Raw genomic sequence first — 16,723 nt, 5'->3', positions numbered from 1 at the left:
ACCGGGAGGTGACGCGGGTCTGTCTTCTGGGCTTAGGTGGCACCGACCCGCCATGCTCGCCTCGCGGCAAGTGGTCGCTCGAAGCGACGAAGGTTGGGCCCGGGGGCTTGGATCGAGCCGGTGCCAGTACCACGGTAACAAAGACCCCGGAAAAGTGATTCCCGTGCGCCGGGTTGACTCGCAAAACCCTTCCGTGTCAGTCCCTGAGCAGGTCCGGCACCCCGTCCTCGTCCGGCATGTCCCGCTCCCCCGAGACCACCGTGAGCTGCTGCGTCGCCCGGGTCAGCGCCACGTACAGCACCCGCAGTCCGGCCGGGGACTCGTCCGCGATCTCCGCGGGCGAGACGACCACCGTGGCGTCGTACTCCAGCCCCTTGGCCTCCAGGCTGCCCAGCGCCACCACCCGCTCCCCCAGCTCCGCGAGCCACTCGCGGGCCTGGGCACGCCGGTTCATCGCGACGACCACGCCGACCGTGCCGTCCACCTCCGCGAGCAGCCGCGCGGCCTCCTCGCGCACCGTGGCGGCCAGCTCCCCGTCGCGTACCGGCTCGAAGCGCGGCACCACCCCGGTCGAGCGGACCGCGGCCGGGGACTCCATGCCGGGCATCGCCAGCGCCAGCACCTTGGCGGCCAGCTCCGCGATCTCCGCCGGGTTGCGGTAGTTGACGGTGAGGGTGAAGCGGCGGCGCGGCCGGGAGCCGAGCGCCTCGTCCCGGGCCGCGGCCGCCTCCTCCGGATCGGACCAGGAGGACTGGGCCGGGTCGCCGACGATCGTCCAGGTGGCGTGCCGGCCCCGGCGGCCGACCATGCGCCACTGCATCGGGGTGAGGTCCTGCGCCTCGTCGACGATGACGTGGGCGTACTCGGTGCGCTCCGCCGCGAGCCGCTCGGCCCGCTCCCACTGGGTCTCCTCGCGCTGCGGCATCAGCTCCTCCAGACCGGTGAGCTGGTCCAGCGGGTCGGCCTCGCGCTGGCGCTTGGGCCGGGCCGGGGTGCCCAGCAGCGCCTGGAGCTCGTCCAGGAGGGCCACGTCGTGGACGGAGAGCGGACCGCTGCCGTCCGCGTCCAGGCGCTTCAGGGAGCGGGCCAGGCGGCGCGCCTCGCCCTGGTTGAGGATGCGCCGGGACCAGCGGCCGAGCCGCCGTTCGTCGGCCATCGCGGCCAGCACCCGGCGGGGCGTCAGCTCGGGCCACCAGGCGTCGAGGAACTCCAGGAACGGGGTCTCGGTGGAGACGTCCTCGTCGAACGAGGAGCGCAGCTCCGCGACCAGTTGGGGATCGGTGTAGCGGCCGCGTCCGGAGGACTTGCTCCACAGGGCGTCCAGCAGCAGTTTGCGGGCGCGCGGGCGCAGCAGGTTGACCGGGGCGGTGCCGCCGAGCACGTTGTGCCGGATGCGCCTCAGCTCGTCGGCCTCCAGCTCGACCCGGGCCCCGAAGGCGACGACCCGCAGCCTGGTGGGGGTGGCAGGGGCGCCGGCCCGAGCGGGCTCGTCCCCGAAGGCGAGCCGGCCGCCCTCGTCCACCGGCCGCGGGACCTCCAGCGCGCCCCGGGCCGCCTTGCGCAGCACGGGGAGCATCCGGGAGGAGCCCTTGATCCGGGCCACGGCCGGTTCGTCGTATGCGGTGGCGCCTTCGAGGCCCGCCGCGTCGTCGGAGAGCGAGCCGATCGCGCGGATCGCGACCTGGCCCTCCTCGCCGAGCGAGGGCAGCACCCCTTCGGTGTACGCGACGAGGAGCGGGGTGGGCGAGACGACCAGGATGCCGCCCGCGTACCGCCGCCGGTCCTGGTAGAGCAGATACGCCGCCCGGTGCAGGGCGACCGCGGTCTTGCCGGTGCCGGGGCCGCCGGTGACCTCGGTGACGGAGGCGGCGGGGGCCCGGATGACCAGGTCCTGTTCGGCCTGGATGGAGGAGACGATGTCCCGCATGGTGTGGCTGCGGGCCTGGCCGAGCGCCGCCATCAGCGCGCCGTCCCCGATCACCGGCAGCTGCTCGCCGTCCAGATACGCCGTCAGCTCCGGGCGCATCAGGTCGTCCTCGACCCCGAGGACCTTGCGGCCCTTGGAGCGGATGACCCGGCGGCGTACGACACGGCCCGGGTCCTTCGGGGTGGAGCGGTAGAACGGGGCGGCGGCCGGGGCCCGCCAGTCGATCACCAGCGGCGCGTAGTCGGAGTCCAGGACCCCGATGCGGCCGATGTGGAGCGTCTCGGCGATATCGGCGGTGGTGTCGTCTCGTACGGAGTCGTCGGCCGGCTCCACGGACGTGTACGCGCCGTCCGGGCCGCGCTCCCCGTCCTTGCCGAGCAGCAGATCGATCCTCCCGAAGAGGAAGTCCTCGAACTCGCTGTTCAGCCGGTTGAGGTGGATCCCCGCCCGGAACACCTGGGCGTCCCGCTCCGCGAGCGCGCCGGGGGTACCGACCTGGCCGCGCTTGACGGCGTCGTTCATGAGGAATTCCGCCTCGTGGATCTTCTCCTCGAGGCGGTGATAAACACGGTCGAGATGCTCTTGCTCGACACCGATTTCCCGGTCCCGCAGCGATTCGACAGCGGCATCCTGCGCGGCCACCGGGGCCCCCTTCTCAACATCACTGGGCAGCCGTCAACCCTATAGCGAAGGGGGCCCGAGCGCACCTGCCGACCAGGGGAAGGTCGCGCGTCGCACTCGCTCAGGCCCCGATCTCCACCAGCCGCTCCCCGTCGAAGGTCCGCACCTCGAAGCGGGCGATGTCCTCGCGGTCCATCGCCGCCCCGCCGTGGACGTACAGCGGGGCCTTGGCCGTCGGGTTCGTCGCGCCCTCGATGCCGTACCCCCACTGCGGGACGGACCAGGAGGTGACGACCTCCTCCTCACCGGTCTTGGAGACGGCGACCAGATTGCACTTCTGCGGTCCCTTGACGTTCTTCAGCTCCAGGACCGTGTGGGTGCCCCATGCCTTCTCCTCCATGCCGACGGTCGCGCCGACCCGGGTGGTGGGGTCGGTCGCCGAGACCTTCTCCGTCATGTGCTCGAAGAAGGAGTCCTCGGCCGGGCTGGTGGGGTGCGGCTCGCCCACGGCCACCGATCCGCCGCCGCGGTCGTCGCCCGCTGTGACCGCGAACGCGGCGACCGGGCCGCCGACGATCAGGGCGGCGGCCGCGGCGATCCAGTACCGGCTGCGCCGGGTGCGGCGGTGCCGTTTGCGCGCGACCTCGTCCATCAGTCCGCCGAGCAGCCGGGGCGCGGGCTTCTCGGGCACATGCGGTACGGGGCGGGCCCCGGGCACGGCGGCGGGCGCCTCGGAGAGCATCGCGAGCATCGGCTCCATCCCCGCGAACTCGTCGAGATGCGCCCCGCACCGGGCGCAGCCCGCGAGATGGGCCTCGAACGCGCTCGCCTGCGCGTCGTCGAGGACGCCGAGGACGTACGCGGCGGCCGCGTCGTGCTCGGAGCCTTCGGACCCCGCGGGCTCCGGGCCGTGGCCGGGGCCCGGCCCGTAGGGGCCGGAGTGGCCAGGAGTGCCGGGGCGGCCGGGGACGCCGGAGAGATGCGCGGGCCCTGAGGGGTGTGCAGGACCCGCTGTATACGGGGGACTTGAGGGACCGGACGGCGTGCGGGGGCCGGGAGGCCGGGGCCCGAACGGCTGCCACTGCTGGTCGCTCATGCCGTGATCCCCCTCTCTTCGAGTGCGAGCTTCATCGAACGCAGTGCGTAGAACACCCGGGACCGCACGGTCCCGCTGGGGACGCCGAGCACTTCGGCGGCCTCATTGACCGTACGTCCCTTGAAGTAGGTCTCGACCAATGCTTCCCGGTGCGCGGGGGTCAAATCTTCGAGCGCGTCCGAGAGCGTCATCAGCCACAGCGCCTTGTCGATCTCGTCCTCCGCGGGAATGACCTCCAGCGGCGACGGATCGACCTCGCGCGGCCGGGCCTGCCGACTGCGGTGGTTGTCGATGACGATGCGCCGGGCGACCGTCACCAGCCAGGGTCGGACGGAGCCGGTGGCCCGGTTGAGCCGGCCGGCGTTCTTCCAGGCACGGATGAGCGTCTCCTGCACCACGTCCTCGGCCCGCTGGCGGTCGCCCGCGACGAGTCGGAGCACGTACGCGAGCAGCGGCCCGGCGTGTTCGCGGTACAGCGCCCGCATCAGCTCCTCGTCCGGTATCCCGGAGGGGGACGGGGGCGGTTCACTGCGATGTCGAGCCCTGTGCGGACGGTCATCGGCCACGGCCGCATCCTTGCGCACCCGAACCTCCCGGTCGAGACCTCTGAAACGAGCTCCTGGACCATCGATACGGGGGCGGGGGGCGGTTCACTCAACGCCGGGCGGAATTTCTTTTGCCGGGCCCCACGCACCGGGTTCCCCCGGCCCGTACGCGTCGGCCGTTCCCGATGCTCTGCGCCGGTGCCGGGCGACCCTTTCGCGGTTGCCGCAGACCTCGCCGGAGCACCAGCGCCGCCGCCCGCCGCGCGAGGTGTCCAGGTAGAGCCGGTGGCAGGCCTCGCCCTGGCAGCGGCGCAGGGCCGCCCGGGCGACCGGGTCGGTGAGCAGGTCCACCGCGTCCCGGGCGACGACCGCGAGGAGCCCGGCGCAGTCGGGCGCGGCGCTCAGGGCCCGCACCAGGTCGCCGTCCGCGCCGCGCACCGCACGCGGGCCGGGAGGCGCCCCGGAAGCCAGGGAGTTGACCCGCTCCAGGGCGCCGTCGGCTGGAGGCCCGCCGAGCTGAGCAGCCATCAATCGGTAGATGTCCGAGCGTAGTTCGTGGAAGCGGACCACCCAGGTGTCGTCCAGCGCGTCCAGCACGGTGCCCGGCGGGACGAGCCGGGCGTCGTACAGCCACTGGGCCAAGTGCCCGGGCTCATCGAGCTGTTCGCAGGTGCCGGGCACTCCCCCCGCGCTCTCCGTGGCCACCAGATCGAGGCAGATCCGGCCCGCGTCGAACCGCCACATCCGCGCACCCCTGCCCGCTGCCACGATCCCGCTCACCGCCTTGGGTCACCCGGTGGAACGACCATCCCCAGAGTGCTCCTGTCGGGGCCCGGCCGGAACCCCCGCCGCCGCCCCCGTACCGTGACAGCCATGAAGCACGAGGGGGAGGCAGACATGGAGCCGTACGACGGGAGCCCGTGATCGTCGCCGGGGGCCTGCGGCTGCGCCGGTGGCGCGAGGAGGATCTTCCATCGGTGCTGCGGGCGTACGAGGATCCGGCGATGCGGCGATGGCTGGCCATCCAGGTCTCCGGGCCTGACGGGGCCGCCGACTGGCTGGAGGAGCAGCGTACGGGGTGGGCGGCGGGCACCCGCTTCGCCTTCGCCGTGACGGAGAGCGGGCGGGAGGACGAACTGCTCGGCAACGTCGTGATGAAGCAGCTAGATCTGGTGAACGGCCAAGCGGAGATGGGCTATTGGACGACGGCTCCGGCGCGCGGCCGGGGCGTCGCGTCACGGGCACTGGCGGCCCTCACCGACTGGGCGTTCACGACCTTCGCCGAACAGAGCCTGGACCGGATGGAGTTGCTGCACCAGCTCGACAATGTGGCCTCGTGCCGGGTGGCGGAGAAGTGCGGATACCGGTTGGCGCGGGTGATCCCGGCGCTGCCGCCGGACTACCCGCTGGACGGCCATGTGCATGTGCGGGAAGCTCCGGTGGCCGCGGCGGTCAGCCGGCCGGCGGGTCGTCGTGCAGAAGCCGCTGGAACAGATGGTGGTCGCGCCAGCCTCCGTTGATGTGCAGATAGCCGGGGGCCGTGCCGACCTGCGCGAACCCCGCCTTGGACAGCACCCGCTGGGACGCGGCGTTCTCGGTGACGGTCGCCGCCTCGACGCGGTGCAGGCCCAGCCGGTCGCGGGCCGCCTCGCAGACCGCGCGGACGGCTGCGGTGGCCAGGCCGCGTCCGGCGTGGCTCTCGTCGACCCAGTAGCCGAGGCGGGCGTTGCGGAACGGGCCCCGCTCGATGCCGGAGAGCGTGAAGGCGCCGATCACCCGGTCGTCGGCGTCCGCGAGCACCCAGGGGATGGCCCGCCCGGCGTCCCGGTCGGCCAGCAGCGCGGTGAGCCGGGCGGCCTGGCCCTCGACCGTGTAGAAGGTCTCGGGGCGTACGGGTTCCCAGCGGCGCATGTACGCGCGGTTGCGGGTGAGGGCCGTGGCGAAGGCGGGCGCGTCGGCGAGCTCGGCGGGCCGGAAGGCCACGTCCGGGGCGAGGAGGTGGGTGCGGTCGGTCATCCGGTCACGCTAACCGGGGCGGCCGGGCGTTCCGTACGGCCCCCCCGGGCCCTCAGCGCCCGTACTTCGTGTCCGCCGCCGGGTCCAGCGCCAGCCGGTAGCCGCGCTTGACGACCGTCTGGATCAGCCGGGGCACGCCCAGCGCCGAGCGCAGCCGGGCCATCGCCGTCTCCACCGCGTGTTCGTCGGTGCCGCTGCCGGGCAGCGCCCGCAGCAGGTCGGCGCGGGCCACCACCCAGCCGGGGCGGCGGGCCAGCGCGTGCAGCAGGGCCATGCCCGCGGGCGGCACGGCGCGCAGTTCGTCGTCGACGAGGACGGCGTGGCCCCGGATCTCGACGCGGTGGCCGGCGACGGGCAGGATGCGGGCGGCCGCCGGGAGCCGGGCGCACATCAGCTGGACGAGGGGGCCGAGCCGGAAGCGTTCCGGCTGGAGGGTGTCGATGCCCCGGCCCTGGAGCGGCAGGGCGGTGACCGGTCCGACGCAGGCGACCAGCACGTCGTCGCGCAGGGCGCCGAGGATCTCCGGGAGCAGTCCGCGGGTCTCGGCCCGGCCCAGGAACGAGGCGGCGGCGGGCGCGCTGGTGAAGGTGATCGCGTCCAGGCCCCGGGCGGCCGTGACGTCGAGCATCCGGTCGAGCGGGGCGATGTCCTGCGGCGGCATCCAGCGGTAGACGGGGACGACGACGACCTCGGCGCCCGCGGCCGTCAGGGACTCGACGAATCCGGGCAGCGGTTCGCCGTGCAGCTGGAGGGCGACCCGGCGGCCCGCGACGCCTTCGGCGAGGAGCCGGTCGAGGACCTCGGCCATCGATTCGGACCCGGGCGACCAGGTCTCGGTGAGCCCGGCGGCCCGGATGGCGCCCTTGACCTTGGGGCCCCGGGCGAGGAGTTCGACCCCGCGCAGGGTCTCCAGTAGGGCGTCGCCGACGCCCCAGCCGTCGGCCGCCTCGATCCAGCCGCGGAAGCCGATCGCGGTGGTGGCGACGGCCACGTCGGGGGCGTGGCCGATCAGCTCCTTGGTGGCGGCGAGGAGTTCGCTGTCGTCGGCGAGCTGCACGATCCGCAGGGCGGGGGCGTGCAGGACGGCGGCCCCGCGGCGTTTGAGGAGCGTGCCCAGCTCCTCGGCCCGGCGGGCGGCGGTCACCCCCACGGTGAAGCCCGCGAGGGGGCCGTGCGTTGTGTCGTCGTCCTGCATGGCGTGTTCCCCGGCTCCTGTGTTCCCGCTGGTGCGCGATGGTTCCCGCTGCTGACCCGATGTGCGGAGGCCCGAGACTGCCAACGCTGCGTGACAGGCTCGGTTCCCCCGTATTTCCCGGCCGTTACGTCGCACGACGCCTAACCGTGCCGCTTCTACACTTCCGCGTAACCGAGCTGGGCCCGCGCGGGCACGGGTGCGGGGCGGCGAAGGTATACCGCCCAGGTGAGCGTGAGACACACCCCGTAGAAGGCGAGGAAGGACCAGAACGCCGCGGTGCCGGTGCCGGAGGCCTGGAAGGACTGGCGGAAGGCGAGGTTGATCGCCAGGCCGCCGAGGGCGCCGACGGCCCCGATGAGGCCCATGGCCGCGCCGGAGAGCCGCCGTCCGTGGGCGGCGGCCGCCTCGCCGCCGAGGCCCCGGGCGAGCGCCTTGGTGTGGAAGATGCCGGGGATCATCTTGTACGTCGATCCGTTGCCGAGGCCCGTCAGGACGAACAGGGCGGTGAAGCCGGTGAGGAAGACCGGCAGCGAGGCGCTTCCCGAGGCGTGGATGACGACGCCGGTGGCGGCGGCCATCGCGGCGAAGGTGGCCAGGGTGATGCGCGCGCCGCCGTACCGGTCGGCGAGCCGGCCTCCGACCGGCCGGATCAGGGAACCCAGCAGCGGGCCGATGAAGGTGAGCGAGGCGGCCTGGAGCGGGGTCCGGCCGAACTGGGTCTGGAGCACCAGGCCGAAGGCGAAGCTGTAGCCGATGAACGAGCCGAAGGTGCCGATGTAGAGGACCGACATGATCCAGGTGTGCGGGTCGCGGACGGCCTCCAGCGCGGCCCCGGTGTCGTTCTTCACGGGCCGCAGGTTGTCCATGTACAGGGCGGCGCAGACGGCGGCCAGGACGATCAGCGGGATGTACACGCCGAGGACGATCCGGGGGTGCGAGGCGCCCAGGGTGCCGATGACCAGCAGGCCGACGAGTTGGACGACGGGGACGCCGATGTTGCCGCCGCCCGCGTTGAGGCCGAGCGCCCAGCCCTTCTGGCGCAGCGGGAAGAAGGCGTTGATGTTGGTCATCGACGAGGCGAAGTTGCCGCCGCCGATCCCGGTGAGCGCCGCGACCGCCACGAACGTGCCGTACGAGGTGCCCGGTTCCATCACCCAGAACGCGGCCAGGATCGGGACGAGCAGGCTCACCGCGCTGAAGATCGTCCAGTTGCGGCCGCCGAACCGGGCGACGGCGAAGGTGTACGGCACCCGCACCAGCGCGCCGACGAGGGTGGCGGTCGAGATGAGGAAGAACTTTCCGGCCGGGTCGATGCCGTACTCCGGCCCCATGAACAGGACCATCACCGACCACAGGGTCCAGATGGAGAATCCGATGTGCTCGGAGAGCACGGAGAACCAGAGGTTGCGGCGGGCGACCCGTTCGCCCTTCTCCTGCCAGAACGTCTCGTCCTCCGGCTCCCAGGTCTCGATCCAACGGCCTGCCATCACGCGCCTCCACAGGGGGTCCGGGTGTTGTTCCCGACGCTAGGGAGCCCGCGTTTCGGCGTGGTGCCGCGAGGTGACCGGTGCGCAACCTTGCTCTCACCGGGCCGTTCCCGGCCCGGTGAGATGAACCGCTACGGCCGCCCGTCCGGCCAGAGCCGCGGCCGGCGCCTGGCGGCGACGTCCTCGGCCCAGCCGAAAGCGAGCACGCAGAGCGCGATGAGGGCCCAGGTGAGCAGCAGAACGGGCACCCAGCTCTCCAGCAGCCACGGCACGTTCTCGCTGAGCGCGTCCACCGACCAGAGCCGGTCGTAGAGCGTGGCGGCGGTCAGGATGCAGACGTTGTGCCAGAGATAGACGGTCACGGCCCGCGAGTTGAGCAGGGTGATCGGCCGGTCGAAGGCCCGCAGCCGCTGCGGCCACTCGGTCCAGGAGGGGCTGTAGTGCAGCAGGAGCAGCACACAGCCGAAGGACCACAGGGCCTGGGCGAGCGGGATGGAGTCCAGGTCGAAGCCGCTGCGGAAGCCCTCGTGGCTCGCCCACCAGAGCCCCGCGCCCGCGAAGAGCGGGGCGATGGACGGCACGACGTAGGCGGGCAGCCGCTTGAGCACACCCTCCTGGTGGGCCATGCCGAGGACCCAGCAGGCGCCGAAGGTGGAGAAGTCGGTGATCGCGGAGTCGAGGCGGTCGGTGGTGGAGAACAGCTCCAGCCGCATCACGACGGAGAGCGCGAGCGGCGCCAGCAGCGTCGGCCAGGGCAGCCGGCGCAGACCGCGCAGGATCAGCGGGGAGAACAGCACGAACCACAGGTAGGCGCGGATGTACCAGAGCGGCCCGGCCAGCTCCTCGGGCCAGCTCTCGCCGAGGAATCCGTCGATGCCCGCCACGTCGTACGCGTACGGCGGATCGCTGAGCGGCAGCACCCAGTACGCCAGGTGCTGCCACCACCAGCCGGGGTGTCCATCGGCGTTCGGGCCCCAGCCCTGGGCGACCATGCCGGTGACGCCGATCGCGCCGAGCAGCCACAGCGGCGGCAGGAGCCGGCGGACGCGGCCCCGGATCACCTGGACGGCGGGCCGTTTCAGCGAGCGCGCCATCAGCGTCCCGGCCAGGGCGAACATCACGCCCATCGACGGGAAGACGATGGGCAGCCAGGCCCAGCCGGTCAGGTGGTAGAGGACGACCCGGAAGAGGGCGAGGGCCCGCAACAGGTCGAAGTACCGGTCCCGGACGGGCTTTTGGGCCTCTCCGGGCGTTACGGGGGCGGGCGGCGGCGGAACCGTGGGGTCCGGGGCGGCGGCCATCGGCAGGGGCGGGGCGGTCATACGTAGGGCCTCCGGTCCGTGCGGTCGCCGTGGACGGCCCCGGCGTCGACGGCTGCCCGCCGCGGGCGCTGGGCGGAGCTGCCGCCGGGGGCCTCCACCGCGCCGGTACGCCGCAGCTTCTGCCAGCGCAGCCGGCCACCGGTGAGCGCGGTGATCCAGGACTGGAGCAGCACGACGTACATGAGCTGGCGGTAGAGGATCTGCTGGAGCGGCAGCGAGAGCAGGTGGGTCATGCGTTCCTTGTCCAGCCGGAACGCGTACGCGGCGCAGACCGCCTGGACGACCAGCACGCCGAACCACGCGGCCACGGTCTTGCCGGTCGGGCCGAAGACGAGTCCGTACAGCAGGAACACGTCGATGAGCGGCGCGAGCAGCGGGGCGACGACCATGAACAGGGAGACGAACGGCAGGCCGACCCGGCCGAAGCGGCCCGAGGGTCCGCGTTCGACCACCGCGCGGCGATGCTTCCAGATCGCCTGCATGGTGCCGTAACTCCAGCGGTAGCGCTGCGACCACAGCTGCTGCACGGACTCCGGGGCCTCGGTCCAGGCGCGGGCGTTCTCGGCGTAGACGACGCGCCAGCCGTCGCGGTGCAGGGCCATGGTGATGTCGGTGTCCTCGGCGAGGGTGTCCTCGCTCATCCCGCCGACCCGCTCCAGGGCCTCGCGGCGGAACGCGCCGACGGCCCCGGGGATGGTGGGCATGCAGCCCAGCACGTCGTACATCCGGCGGTCCAGGTTGAAGCCCATCACGTACTCGATGTGCTGCCAGGCGCCGATGAGGGAGTCGCGGTTGCCGACCTTGGCGTTGCCCGCGACGGCTCCGACCCGGGGGTCGGCGAAGGGCTGGACCAGCTCGCGGACCGTGGCCGGCTCGAAGACGGTGTCGCCGTCCATCATCACGACGATGTCGTAACGGGCGTGCCGGATGCCGTTGTTGAGGGCGGCGGGCTTGCCCGCGTTCTGCTGGCGCACCACCCGTACGCGGGGCAGCCGCATGGCCTCGACGAGGTCGGCGGTGCCGTCGGTGGAGCCGTCGTCGATGACGATGATCTCGATCGGGTGCTCACTGGCGACCAGGGAGCGCACGGTCGCCTCGATGCACTCGCGTTCGTTGTACGCGGGGACGAGGACGGAGACCGGGCGGCTGAGGGGTTCGCCCCAGCTGAAGTCCCGGCGGCGGACCTTGCGGGCGTGCAGGAAGGAGAGCAGCAGCATCAGGCCGAAGCGGGCCAGCACCAGGACGCCGATGACGGCGAGCCCGACGACCAGGACGCCGGTGATCCGCTCGGACACGGCGACGGCGGAGACGAACGCCTTGCCCTTCCACAGCGCGAATCCGGTGACCGGGGTGTGCGCGCTGGGGGCGTCCAGGGCAGTGGTGAGCCGGGTGAAGGTGTAGCCCTGCTCCTTGAGGTCGGGCAGGAGGGTGTCGAGCGCGGCCACGGTCTGCGAGCGGTCGCCGCCGGAGTCGTGCATCAGGATGATCGCGCCCTTGCCGTCCTTCGGCGTGGCCCGCTCGACGATGGCGCGGACGCCGGGGCGCTTCCAGTCCTCGCTGTCGGTGTCGTTGACGACGGTGAGGTAGCCACGGCTGCCGATGTACTCCGTGACCGGCCAGGACTTGTTGTCCATGGCGTACGAGAAGGAGGAGTACGGCGGCCGGAAGATGGAGGTGCGGATGCCGGCCGCGCCCGCGAGCGCCAGCTGGTTCTGCGACAGCTCCCAGTCGATGCGCTCGGTGGACTGGTAGGAGAGGTCGGGGTGGTTGAAGGTGTGCAGGCCGATCTCGTGGCCCTCCTCCACCATCCGCTCGACCAGCTCGGGGTGGCGGGCGGCCATGTTGCCGGTGACGAAGAAGACGCCGTGGGCGTCGTACTCCTTCAGCTTGTCGAGCACCTTCGGCGTCCACACCGGGTCGGGCCCGTCGTCGAAGGTCAGGACGATCCGGCGGTCGGGTATGCGCAGGGTCTTCGCGTCACCGGAGCGGGCGTCGATGACGGGCCCGCCGGAGCGGACGTCCTTCGGCACCCGGGTCTGGGAGTCGGCGTCGCGGACCCGGTGGTCGGCGAGGATCTCGCTGTGCACGTATCCGCGCAGCATCAGCATCGCGAGCAGGGCGACGAGAAGTGTCGTCGGCAGGAGGTAGCGCATGGGGAGCCTGAGCCGGCTCCGCCCGCGGGACGCCTTCCTCGATCCGCCGTTCCTGCCCCGCGTGGCGGGGGAGTTCATTTACGGGGCGCTCTCTTCTTGCACCGGCGGGTCGGGGTTCTCGGCGGGCGGGACCGTGGGGTCGGTCGGCTCCGGCTCGGAGGACGGCGGCGGGGGATCGACCGGCGGTTTGGCGGTCGAGGTGGTGGGGGCCGGCTTCGTGGCCCCGCCCGCGCCGCCGCCCCCGGTGGGACGGGACGGGTCCGCGGAGGCGGACGCCGAGGGGCGGCCCGTCGATCCGGCGGGCACGAGGACGGAGGTGGCCGAGGGGGCGGCCCCCGCGGGGGCGCCGGACGCGTCGGACGCCGGGGAGCCGGAGGCGCTGGGCCTCGGCTCCGGGGCGTCGTCGGAGAGGCTGTCGTCCACGGTGTCCGCGCCGGGCTCGGGGAGGTCCTCGACCTGCTCCGCCCGCGCCTTCTCCTCGGGCCCGGACAGGGGCAGCCAGGGGGCGCTGGAGTTTCCGCCGAGGACGGCGAAGACCAGCGTCACGGCGTAACCGGCGCAGACCGTGGCCAGGACCCAGCCGAGGCGTCGGAAGGTCTTGCTGCGGCGGCCGCTCTCGTCGACGAAGACGGGGCCGTCGGAGCCGTCCGGCGGGGCGGGTTCGCCGGGCAGTTCGGCGAGCTGACGGCCGAGGCCGTCGAGCTGGATCGTCGCGTCGTTGGGCTCGTGCGTGTGCCCGGTTCTCTTGCCTTCGCGCCAATTGTCCACAGGTGCAGCCATCCCCCACTCAATGAATCAGGCGCACCGACTTTGACTGGTTCTTTACTGTCGGACTGGGCCCCCACCCGTCCACGAACCTGGCCTCCATGCACCCGGACGATGAATGTAGCGCACGACGTTGACGCCCAAGTGCCCCTGAACGGAGTTGATCAGGAACGGTTGCGCATCAGTGACAGATCGGTCTCCGGCAGCCAGGACCCGGACGGCCGGACCATCCACCCCTCGGCAAGGGCCAACTGGTCAGTAGCGTTGCGCAGGGCGTCTACGCCGGGATGGCGCAGCCCCTTCCGCCAGACCAGCGCCAGCGGCGAAAGCGGAATCGGATCGACGAGCGGGCGCAGCACTGTCCCCGGCAGCACCGGGAAGTCGACGACGGCGAGCACGGGATGCCCCCCCTTCGACATGACCCGCTGGAATTCGGCCACGCCCACGGCGAGGGGAACGGGCGGGGCCATCACGATGCCCCACTCGGCGAACAGCGATGCGGCGAGGCCGGTCCACTCCCGTGTCCGCTCGTTGCCGGCCCCCGCGTAGACGGTCTCGCCGGACAGCTCGGCCAGGGCGACGACCTCGCGGGCGGCGAGGGGATGGGAGACGGGCAGCATCAGGGCCATCGGCTCGTACCGCACGGGGTGCACGGAAAGCCCCGCGCGCACCGCGGGGGCCAGCCCGGCGGCCCGGCCGAAGGAGGCGTCGAGCCGGCCGGCCAGGATCTCGGCGGCGGCCCAGGTGAGCCCCGACTCGAAGCGGGCCATCAGCTCGCACTCGGGCACCAGCTCGCGGGCGCGGGCCAGCACCCGGGCGGCGGTGGCCCCGTCGCTGTTCAGGTCGACGAGCAGCGGCCGGGCGGGAGCGCCGCTGAAGGCCCCGGCGAGCTCGGCGTGCGCGTCGAGCACCCGGCGGGCGTACGGCAGCAGACGTTCGCCGTCCGGGGTGAGGGCGACCTGCCGGGTGGTCCGGACGAACAGCTCGGCGCCCAGCTCACGTTCCAGCCGGCGGATGTCCCGGCTCAGCGCCTGCTGCGCGACGAAGAGGCGGGCGGCGGCCCGGGTGAAGTGCAGTTCGTCGGCGACGGCGAGGAAGGCGCGCAGGAGTCGGGGGTCGGTGTCGGCGGGAGGCACGCCGCGAATCTACCGCCCGGGGCCTCATTCACAACACGGAGGCGTGAATCGGTCCGTAGAAGGTGTTGGACCCGGACGGCGGGTCACGGCGAGCCTGGGCCGTATGCCGATATCCCCCGCCGCCCGTCCGGAGACCCCGCCCCGGCCCGCCCCGTCGCAGCCTGCCGCTCCGGCCCCGTCCGGTCCGCGCGCCCGTCCGGTGGCCGCGCCCCGGCCCGCTCTGTCCGCCCGCTCGGCCCGTGCTCCCGCTCCCCCGTCCACGCCCCTGCTCACCGTCTCCGGCGGCCAGCTGGTCGCGGCCCCGCGCTCCGCGCCGGCGAGCACCGGGCGCCGACGCTCTCGGCGGTCGTCCAACCCGTACCTCCGACTGCTGGCGACGCCCGGGGCCCGCGCCTTCACGGCGGGCAATCTGATCGCCCGGCTGCCGATGGGGATGCTCGGCGTCAGCGCGATCATCATGATCGCCGGATCCCGGGGCTCGTACGCCCTCGCCGGAGCCGTCACCGCGACCGGCCTGGCCGCCACGGCGGTCGTCGCGCCCTTCACCGCCCGGCTCGTGGACCGCTTCGGGCAGGCCCGCGTCGCCGTGCCCGCCACCGCGCTCGCCGTGCTGGGGTCGCTGGCCCTGGTGCTGTGCGTGCACCACGACGCCCCGGCCTGGACGCTGTTCGCCGCGTACGCCGCGACCGCGACGACCCCGAACACCGGCGGGATGTCGCGGGCCCGCTGGGCGCATCTGCGCCGGGGTGATCCGGCGGCCCTGCACACCGCGAACTCCTTCGAGCAAGCCGCCGACGAGCTCTGCTTCATGCTGGGCCCGGTGCTGGCCGCGACGCTCTGCGGGGCGCTGTTCCCGGAGGCGGGCACGCTGGTGGGGGCGGCGCTCCTGATGACAGGGGTCCTGATCTTCTCCGCCCAGCGCGCCACGGAACCGCCCGTCACTCCCCGCACGAAGACGGTGACCTCGCCGCTGCGCACGCCGGGGATGCCCGCGCTGCTGGCGGTGTTCCTCGCCACGGGGGCGGTGTTCGGGGCGCTGGAGGTGGTCTCCATCGCGCATGCCGGGGGCGCGATCCTGGCGCTCCAGGCGGCGGGCTCGTGCGTGGCGGGCCTGGTCTACGGTGCGCTGCGGCCCGCCCGGGACGTCCACCGCAGGCTGCTGCTGTGCCTGGCCGCGATGACGGCCCTGATGTCCCTGCCGCTGCTGGCCGCCACCGGTTCTGCCTCCCTGCCGGTCCTGGCGCTCTGCCTGCTGCTGGCGGGGGCGGCGACCGCGCCGACCATGGTCACGGGCATGACGCTGGTCCAACGGGCCACGCGCCCGGAGCAGTTGAACGAGGGCATGACGCTCGCGGTGACCGCACTGCTGGGCGGGGTCGCGGCCGGGGCGGCGGCGGGCGGCTGGCTGGTCGAACACGCGGGCACGGCCTCCGGCTATACGGCCCCGATGTCGGCGGCGGCCTTCGCGCTGGTCGTGGCGGGGGCGGGGACGTTCACGCGGTGGCGGACGGGCCTGCGGTGACTCGGCACGTCAGCCGTGCGACCGTCGCCCAGGCGGGGGCTCAGGCCCGTTCGCGGATCCAGGCGGCCAACTCGCGGACCACCTCGGCGGATGCGCCCCCGAGGTGGACGAGCGCCTTGTCGGTGATGGTGGGCATGCCGCCGTACAGGGAGGGCAGGGAGAAGCCCGCAAATCGCAGCGCCTCGCCCAGGTCACGGGCGGCGGCGCTGCCTTCGACGAGCGCTTCGGCATACATCGGCCGGTGGTGCATGGGGGTTCAGCCTTTCGTCGGTAAAAGAGTTACGTGGGTGGCGAGTCGGCCGGTCACGAGCCGCGCGGGGACGCCGAGAGCACAAACCCGAGCTCCCCGGCGGCGTCCACGACGAGCGACATGAGCTGAGCGGTGGTGAGCGCCTCGCGCCGCTCTCCGTGCGGGCCGAAGAGCAGGACGTACGCGGCCGGCTTCCCCCGGACCAACGGCACCCGGAGCCCCGGGCAACTCGACGCGTTCTCGGACGCGTTCAACAACCTCCGGGCCAGCGCGCTGAGCCCGGCAGATTCACTGACGCGCATCACCGACATCATGGATCTGATGCGCCGCGAACGAGACAAGAGGAACCCATCATGACCAGCGCCACCCCCGCCGTCGTCGGCCTGTTCGTCAAGGCCACCGCAAGCGGGCCGCAGGACAACTGCGTGGAGGTGGCCCCGCTCTCCGACGGCGGCCGGGCAGTCCGCGACAGCAAGAACCAGCACGGCCCCCGCCTCCACTTCGCCCCCGCCCAGTGGGCCGCATTCACCGACAGCGTGAAGAGCGGCGCGTACGGAAGCTGACCCGCCCCACCGCTGCTGTCGGTGACAGTAGCGGTGGCCAACCACCCCGCCCCACAGATGAGTTGACCCGAACCGATGGCTGGGAGAGGCTGATCCGGCCGCTGTTCACGCGTACCGGGGGGACT

Annotated in this window: 16 protein-coding genes; 3 read left to right on the top strand and 13 right to left on the bottom strand. The window is 73.0% G+C overall.

Annotated features, from left to right (window positions below; genetic code table 11):
- Positions 1 to 196 precede the first annotated feature (196 nt).
- The 4 genes from ACFWM7_RS11215 to ACFWM7_RS11200 form a co-directional block, all read right to left on the bottom strand.
- Complete coding sequence (locus ACFWM7_RS11215; RefSeq protein ID WP_383258184.1) at positions 197 to 2,569, bottom strand: HelD family protein; 2,373 nt, start codon at positions 2,567 to 2,569, stop codon at positions 197 to 199.
- Between the two features lie 100 nt (positions 2,570 to 2,669).
- Entirely contained in the window at positions 2,670 to 3,644 is a 975-nt protein-coding gene (locus ACFWM7_RS11210; RefSeq protein ID WP_383258181.1) for an anti-sigma factor family protein, read from the bottom strand.
- Entirely contained in the window at positions 3,641 to 4,228 is a 588-nt protein-coding gene (locus ACFWM7_RS11205) for a sigma-70 family RNA polymerase sigma factor (RefSeq protein ID WP_063739458.1), read from the bottom strand. The genes ACFWM7_RS11210 and ACFWM7_RS11205 overlap by 4 nt, the downstream gene beginning before the upstream one ends.
- Before the next feature lie 66 nt (positions 4,229 to 4,294).
- Positions 4,295 to 4,933 (bottom strand): CGNR zinc finger domain-containing protein, encoded by a 639-nt coding sequence (locus tag ACFWM7_RS11200; protein ID WP_383258189.1) that lies wholly within the window; start codon positions 4,931 to 4,933, stop codon positions 4,295 to 4,297.
- 176 nt (positions 4,934 to 5,109) lie between these two features.
- Here ACFWM7_RS11200 and ACFWM7_RS11195 point away from each other — a divergent pair, with 176 nt between their 5' ends.
- Complete coding sequence (locus ACFWM7_RS11195; protein ID WP_383258177.1) at positions 5,110 to 5,709, top strand: GNAT family N-acetyltransferase; 600 nt, start codon at positions 5,110 to 5,112, stop codon at positions 5,707 to 5,709.
- Here the strand turns inward: ACFWM7_RS11195 and ACFWM7_RS11190 are convergent.
- From ACFWM7_RS11190 to ACFWM7_RS11160, 7 genes are all read right to left on the bottom strand, one after another.
- Positions 5,642 to 6,205, bottom strand: a complete 564-nt coding sequence (locus tag ACFWM7_RS11190) for a GNAT family N-acetyltransferase (RefSeq protein WP_383258174.1) — start codon at positions 6,203 to 6,205, stop codon at positions 5,642 to 5,644. The two genes, ACFWM7_RS11195 and ACFWM7_RS11190, sit on opposite strands and share 68 nt — an antisense overlap.
- Before the next feature lie 52 nt (positions 6,206 to 6,257).
- Positions 6,258 to 7,400 (bottom strand): uroporphyrinogen-III synthase, encoded by a 1,143-nt coding sequence (locus tag ACFWM7_RS11185; protein WP_383258171.1) that lies wholly within the window; start codon positions 7,398 to 7,400, stop codon positions 6,258 to 6,260.
- A 155-nt stretch (positions 7,401 to 7,555) separates the two neighbouring features.
- Positions 7,556 to 8,887 carry a nitrate/nitrite transporter gene (locus ACFWM7_RS11180; RefSeq protein WP_383258168.1) on the bottom strand — a complete coding sequence of 444 codons (1,332 nt, stop codon included), beginning with the start codon at positions 8,885 to 8,887 and terminating at the stop codon, positions 7,556 to 7,558.
- 131 nt (positions 8,888 to 9,018) lie between these two features.
- On the bottom strand, positions 9,019 to 10,209 hold the full coding sequence (locus ACFWM7_RS11175) for an acyltransferase family protein (RefSeq protein ID WP_383258165.1): 1,191 nt from the start codon (positions 10,207 to 10,209) through the stop codon (positions 9,019 to 9,021).
- Entirely contained in the window at positions 10,206 to 12,440 is a 2,235-nt protein-coding gene (locus ACFWM7_RS11170) for a glycosyltransferase (RefSeq protein WP_383258163.1), read from the bottom strand. The genes ACFWM7_RS11175 and ACFWM7_RS11170 overlap by 4 nt, the downstream gene beginning before the upstream one ends.
- Positions 12,441 to 13,130, bottom strand: a complete 690-nt coding sequence (locus tag ACFWM7_RS11165; RefSeq protein ID WP_383258186.1) for a hypothetical protein — start codon at positions 13,128 to 13,130, stop codon at positions 12,441 to 12,443.
- Positions 13,131 to 13,291: 161 nt separating this feature from the next.
- A complete protein-coding gene (locus ACFWM7_RS11160; protein ID WP_383258161.1) occupies positions 13,292 to 14,263 on the bottom strand; it encodes a LysR family transcriptional regulator in 972 nt (323 codons plus the stop codon).
- 103 nt (positions 14,264 to 14,366) lie between these two features.
- Between ACFWM7_RS11160 and ACFWM7_RS11155 the strand changes: the two genes are divergently transcribed.
- Positions 14,367 to 15,785 (top strand): MFS transporter, encoded by a 1,419-nt coding sequence (locus ACFWM7_RS11155; protein WP_383258158.1) that lies wholly within the window; start codon positions 14,367 to 14,369, stop codon positions 15,783 to 15,785.
- Between the two features lie 40 nt (positions 15,786 to 15,825).
- On the opposite strand, the gene ACFWM7_RS11150 is transcribed toward ACFWM7_RS11155, so the two are convergent.
- Together ACFWM7_RS11150 and ACFWM7_RS11145 are read right to left on the bottom strand one after the other, a co-directional pair.
- Entirely contained in the window at positions 15,826 to 16,035 is a 210-nt protein-coding gene (locus tag ACFWM7_RS11150) for a hypothetical protein (protein WP_383258155.1), read from the bottom strand.
- Between the two features lie 53 nt (positions 16,036 to 16,088).
- A complete protein-coding gene (locus ACFWM7_RS11145) occupies positions 16,089 to 16,337 on the bottom strand; it encodes a hypothetical protein (protein WP_383258152.1) in 249 nt (82 codons plus the stop codon).
- 51 nt (positions 16,338 to 16,388) lie between these two features.
- On the opposite strand from ACFWM7_RS11145, the gene ACFWM7_RS11140 reads away from it, so the two are divergent.
- Entirely contained in the window at positions 16,389 to 16,598 is a 210-nt protein-coding gene (locus ACFWM7_RS11140) for a DUF397 domain-containing protein (RefSeq protein WP_383258149.1), read from the top strand.
- Positions 16,599 to 16,723: the final 125 nt, after the last annotated feature.

Source organism: Streptomyces sp. NPDC058375 (assembly GCF_042723425.1).
Taxonomy (GTDB): Bacteria; Actinomycetota; Actinomycetes; order Streptomycetales; family Streptomycetaceae; genus Streptomyces; species Streptomyces durocortorensis.
This window is presented reverse-complemented; position numbering and strand designations above follow the sequence as displayed.

What these genes read in the sequence shown, in the direction of transcription:
- ACFWM7_RS11210 (WP_383258181.1), bottom strand. Translation starts at nt 3,644, where the DNA reads ATGAGCGACCAGCAGTGGCAGCCGTTCGGGCCCCGGCCTCCCGGCCCC.
- ACFWM7_RS11200 (WP_383258189.1), bottom strand. Translation starts at nt 4,933, where the DNA reads ATGTGGCGGTTCGACGCGGGCCGGATCTGCCTCGATCTGGTGGCCACG.
- ACFWM7_RS11190 (WP_383258174.1), bottom strand. Translation starts at nt 6,205, where the DNA reads ATGACCGACCGCACCCACCTCCTCGCCCCGGACGTGGCCTTCCGGCCC.
- ACFWM7_RS11185 (WP_383258171.1), bottom strand. Translation starts at nt 7,400, where the DNA reads ATGCAGGACGACGACACAACGCACGGCCCCCTCGCGGGCTTCACCGTG.
- ACFWM7_RS11180 (WP_383258168.1), bottom strand. Translation starts at nt 8,887, where the DNA reads ATGGCAGGCCGTTGGATCGAGACCTGGGAGCCGGAGGACGAGACGTTC.
- ACFWM7_RS11175 (WP_383258165.1), bottom strand. Translation starts at nt 10,209, where the DNA reads ATGACCGCCCCGCCCCTGCCGATGGCCGCCGCCCCGGACCCCACGGTT.
- ACFWM7_RS11170 (WP_383258163.1), bottom strand. Translation starts at nt 12,440, where the DNA reads ATGAACTCCCCCGCCACGCGGGGCAGGAACGGCGGATCGAGGAAGGCG.
- ACFWM7_RS11155 (WP_383258158.1), top strand. Translation starts at nt 14,367, where the DNA reads ATGCCGATATCCCCCGCCGCCCGTCCGGAGACCCCGCCCCGGCCCGCC.
- ACFWM7_RS11150 (WP_383258155.1), bottom strand. Translation starts at nt 16,035, where the DNA reads ATGCACCACCGGCCGATGTATGCCGAAGCGCTCGTCGAAGGCAGCGCC.
- ACFWM7_RS11145 (WP_383258152.1), bottom strand. Translation starts at nt 16,337, where the DNA reads ATGCGCGTCAGTGAATCTGCCGGGCTCAGCGCGCTGGCCCGGAGGTTG.
- ACFWM7_RS11140 (WP_383258149.1), top strand. Translation starts at nt 16,389, where the DNA reads ATGACCAGCGCCACCCCCGCCGTCGTCGGCCTGTTCGTCAAGGCCACC.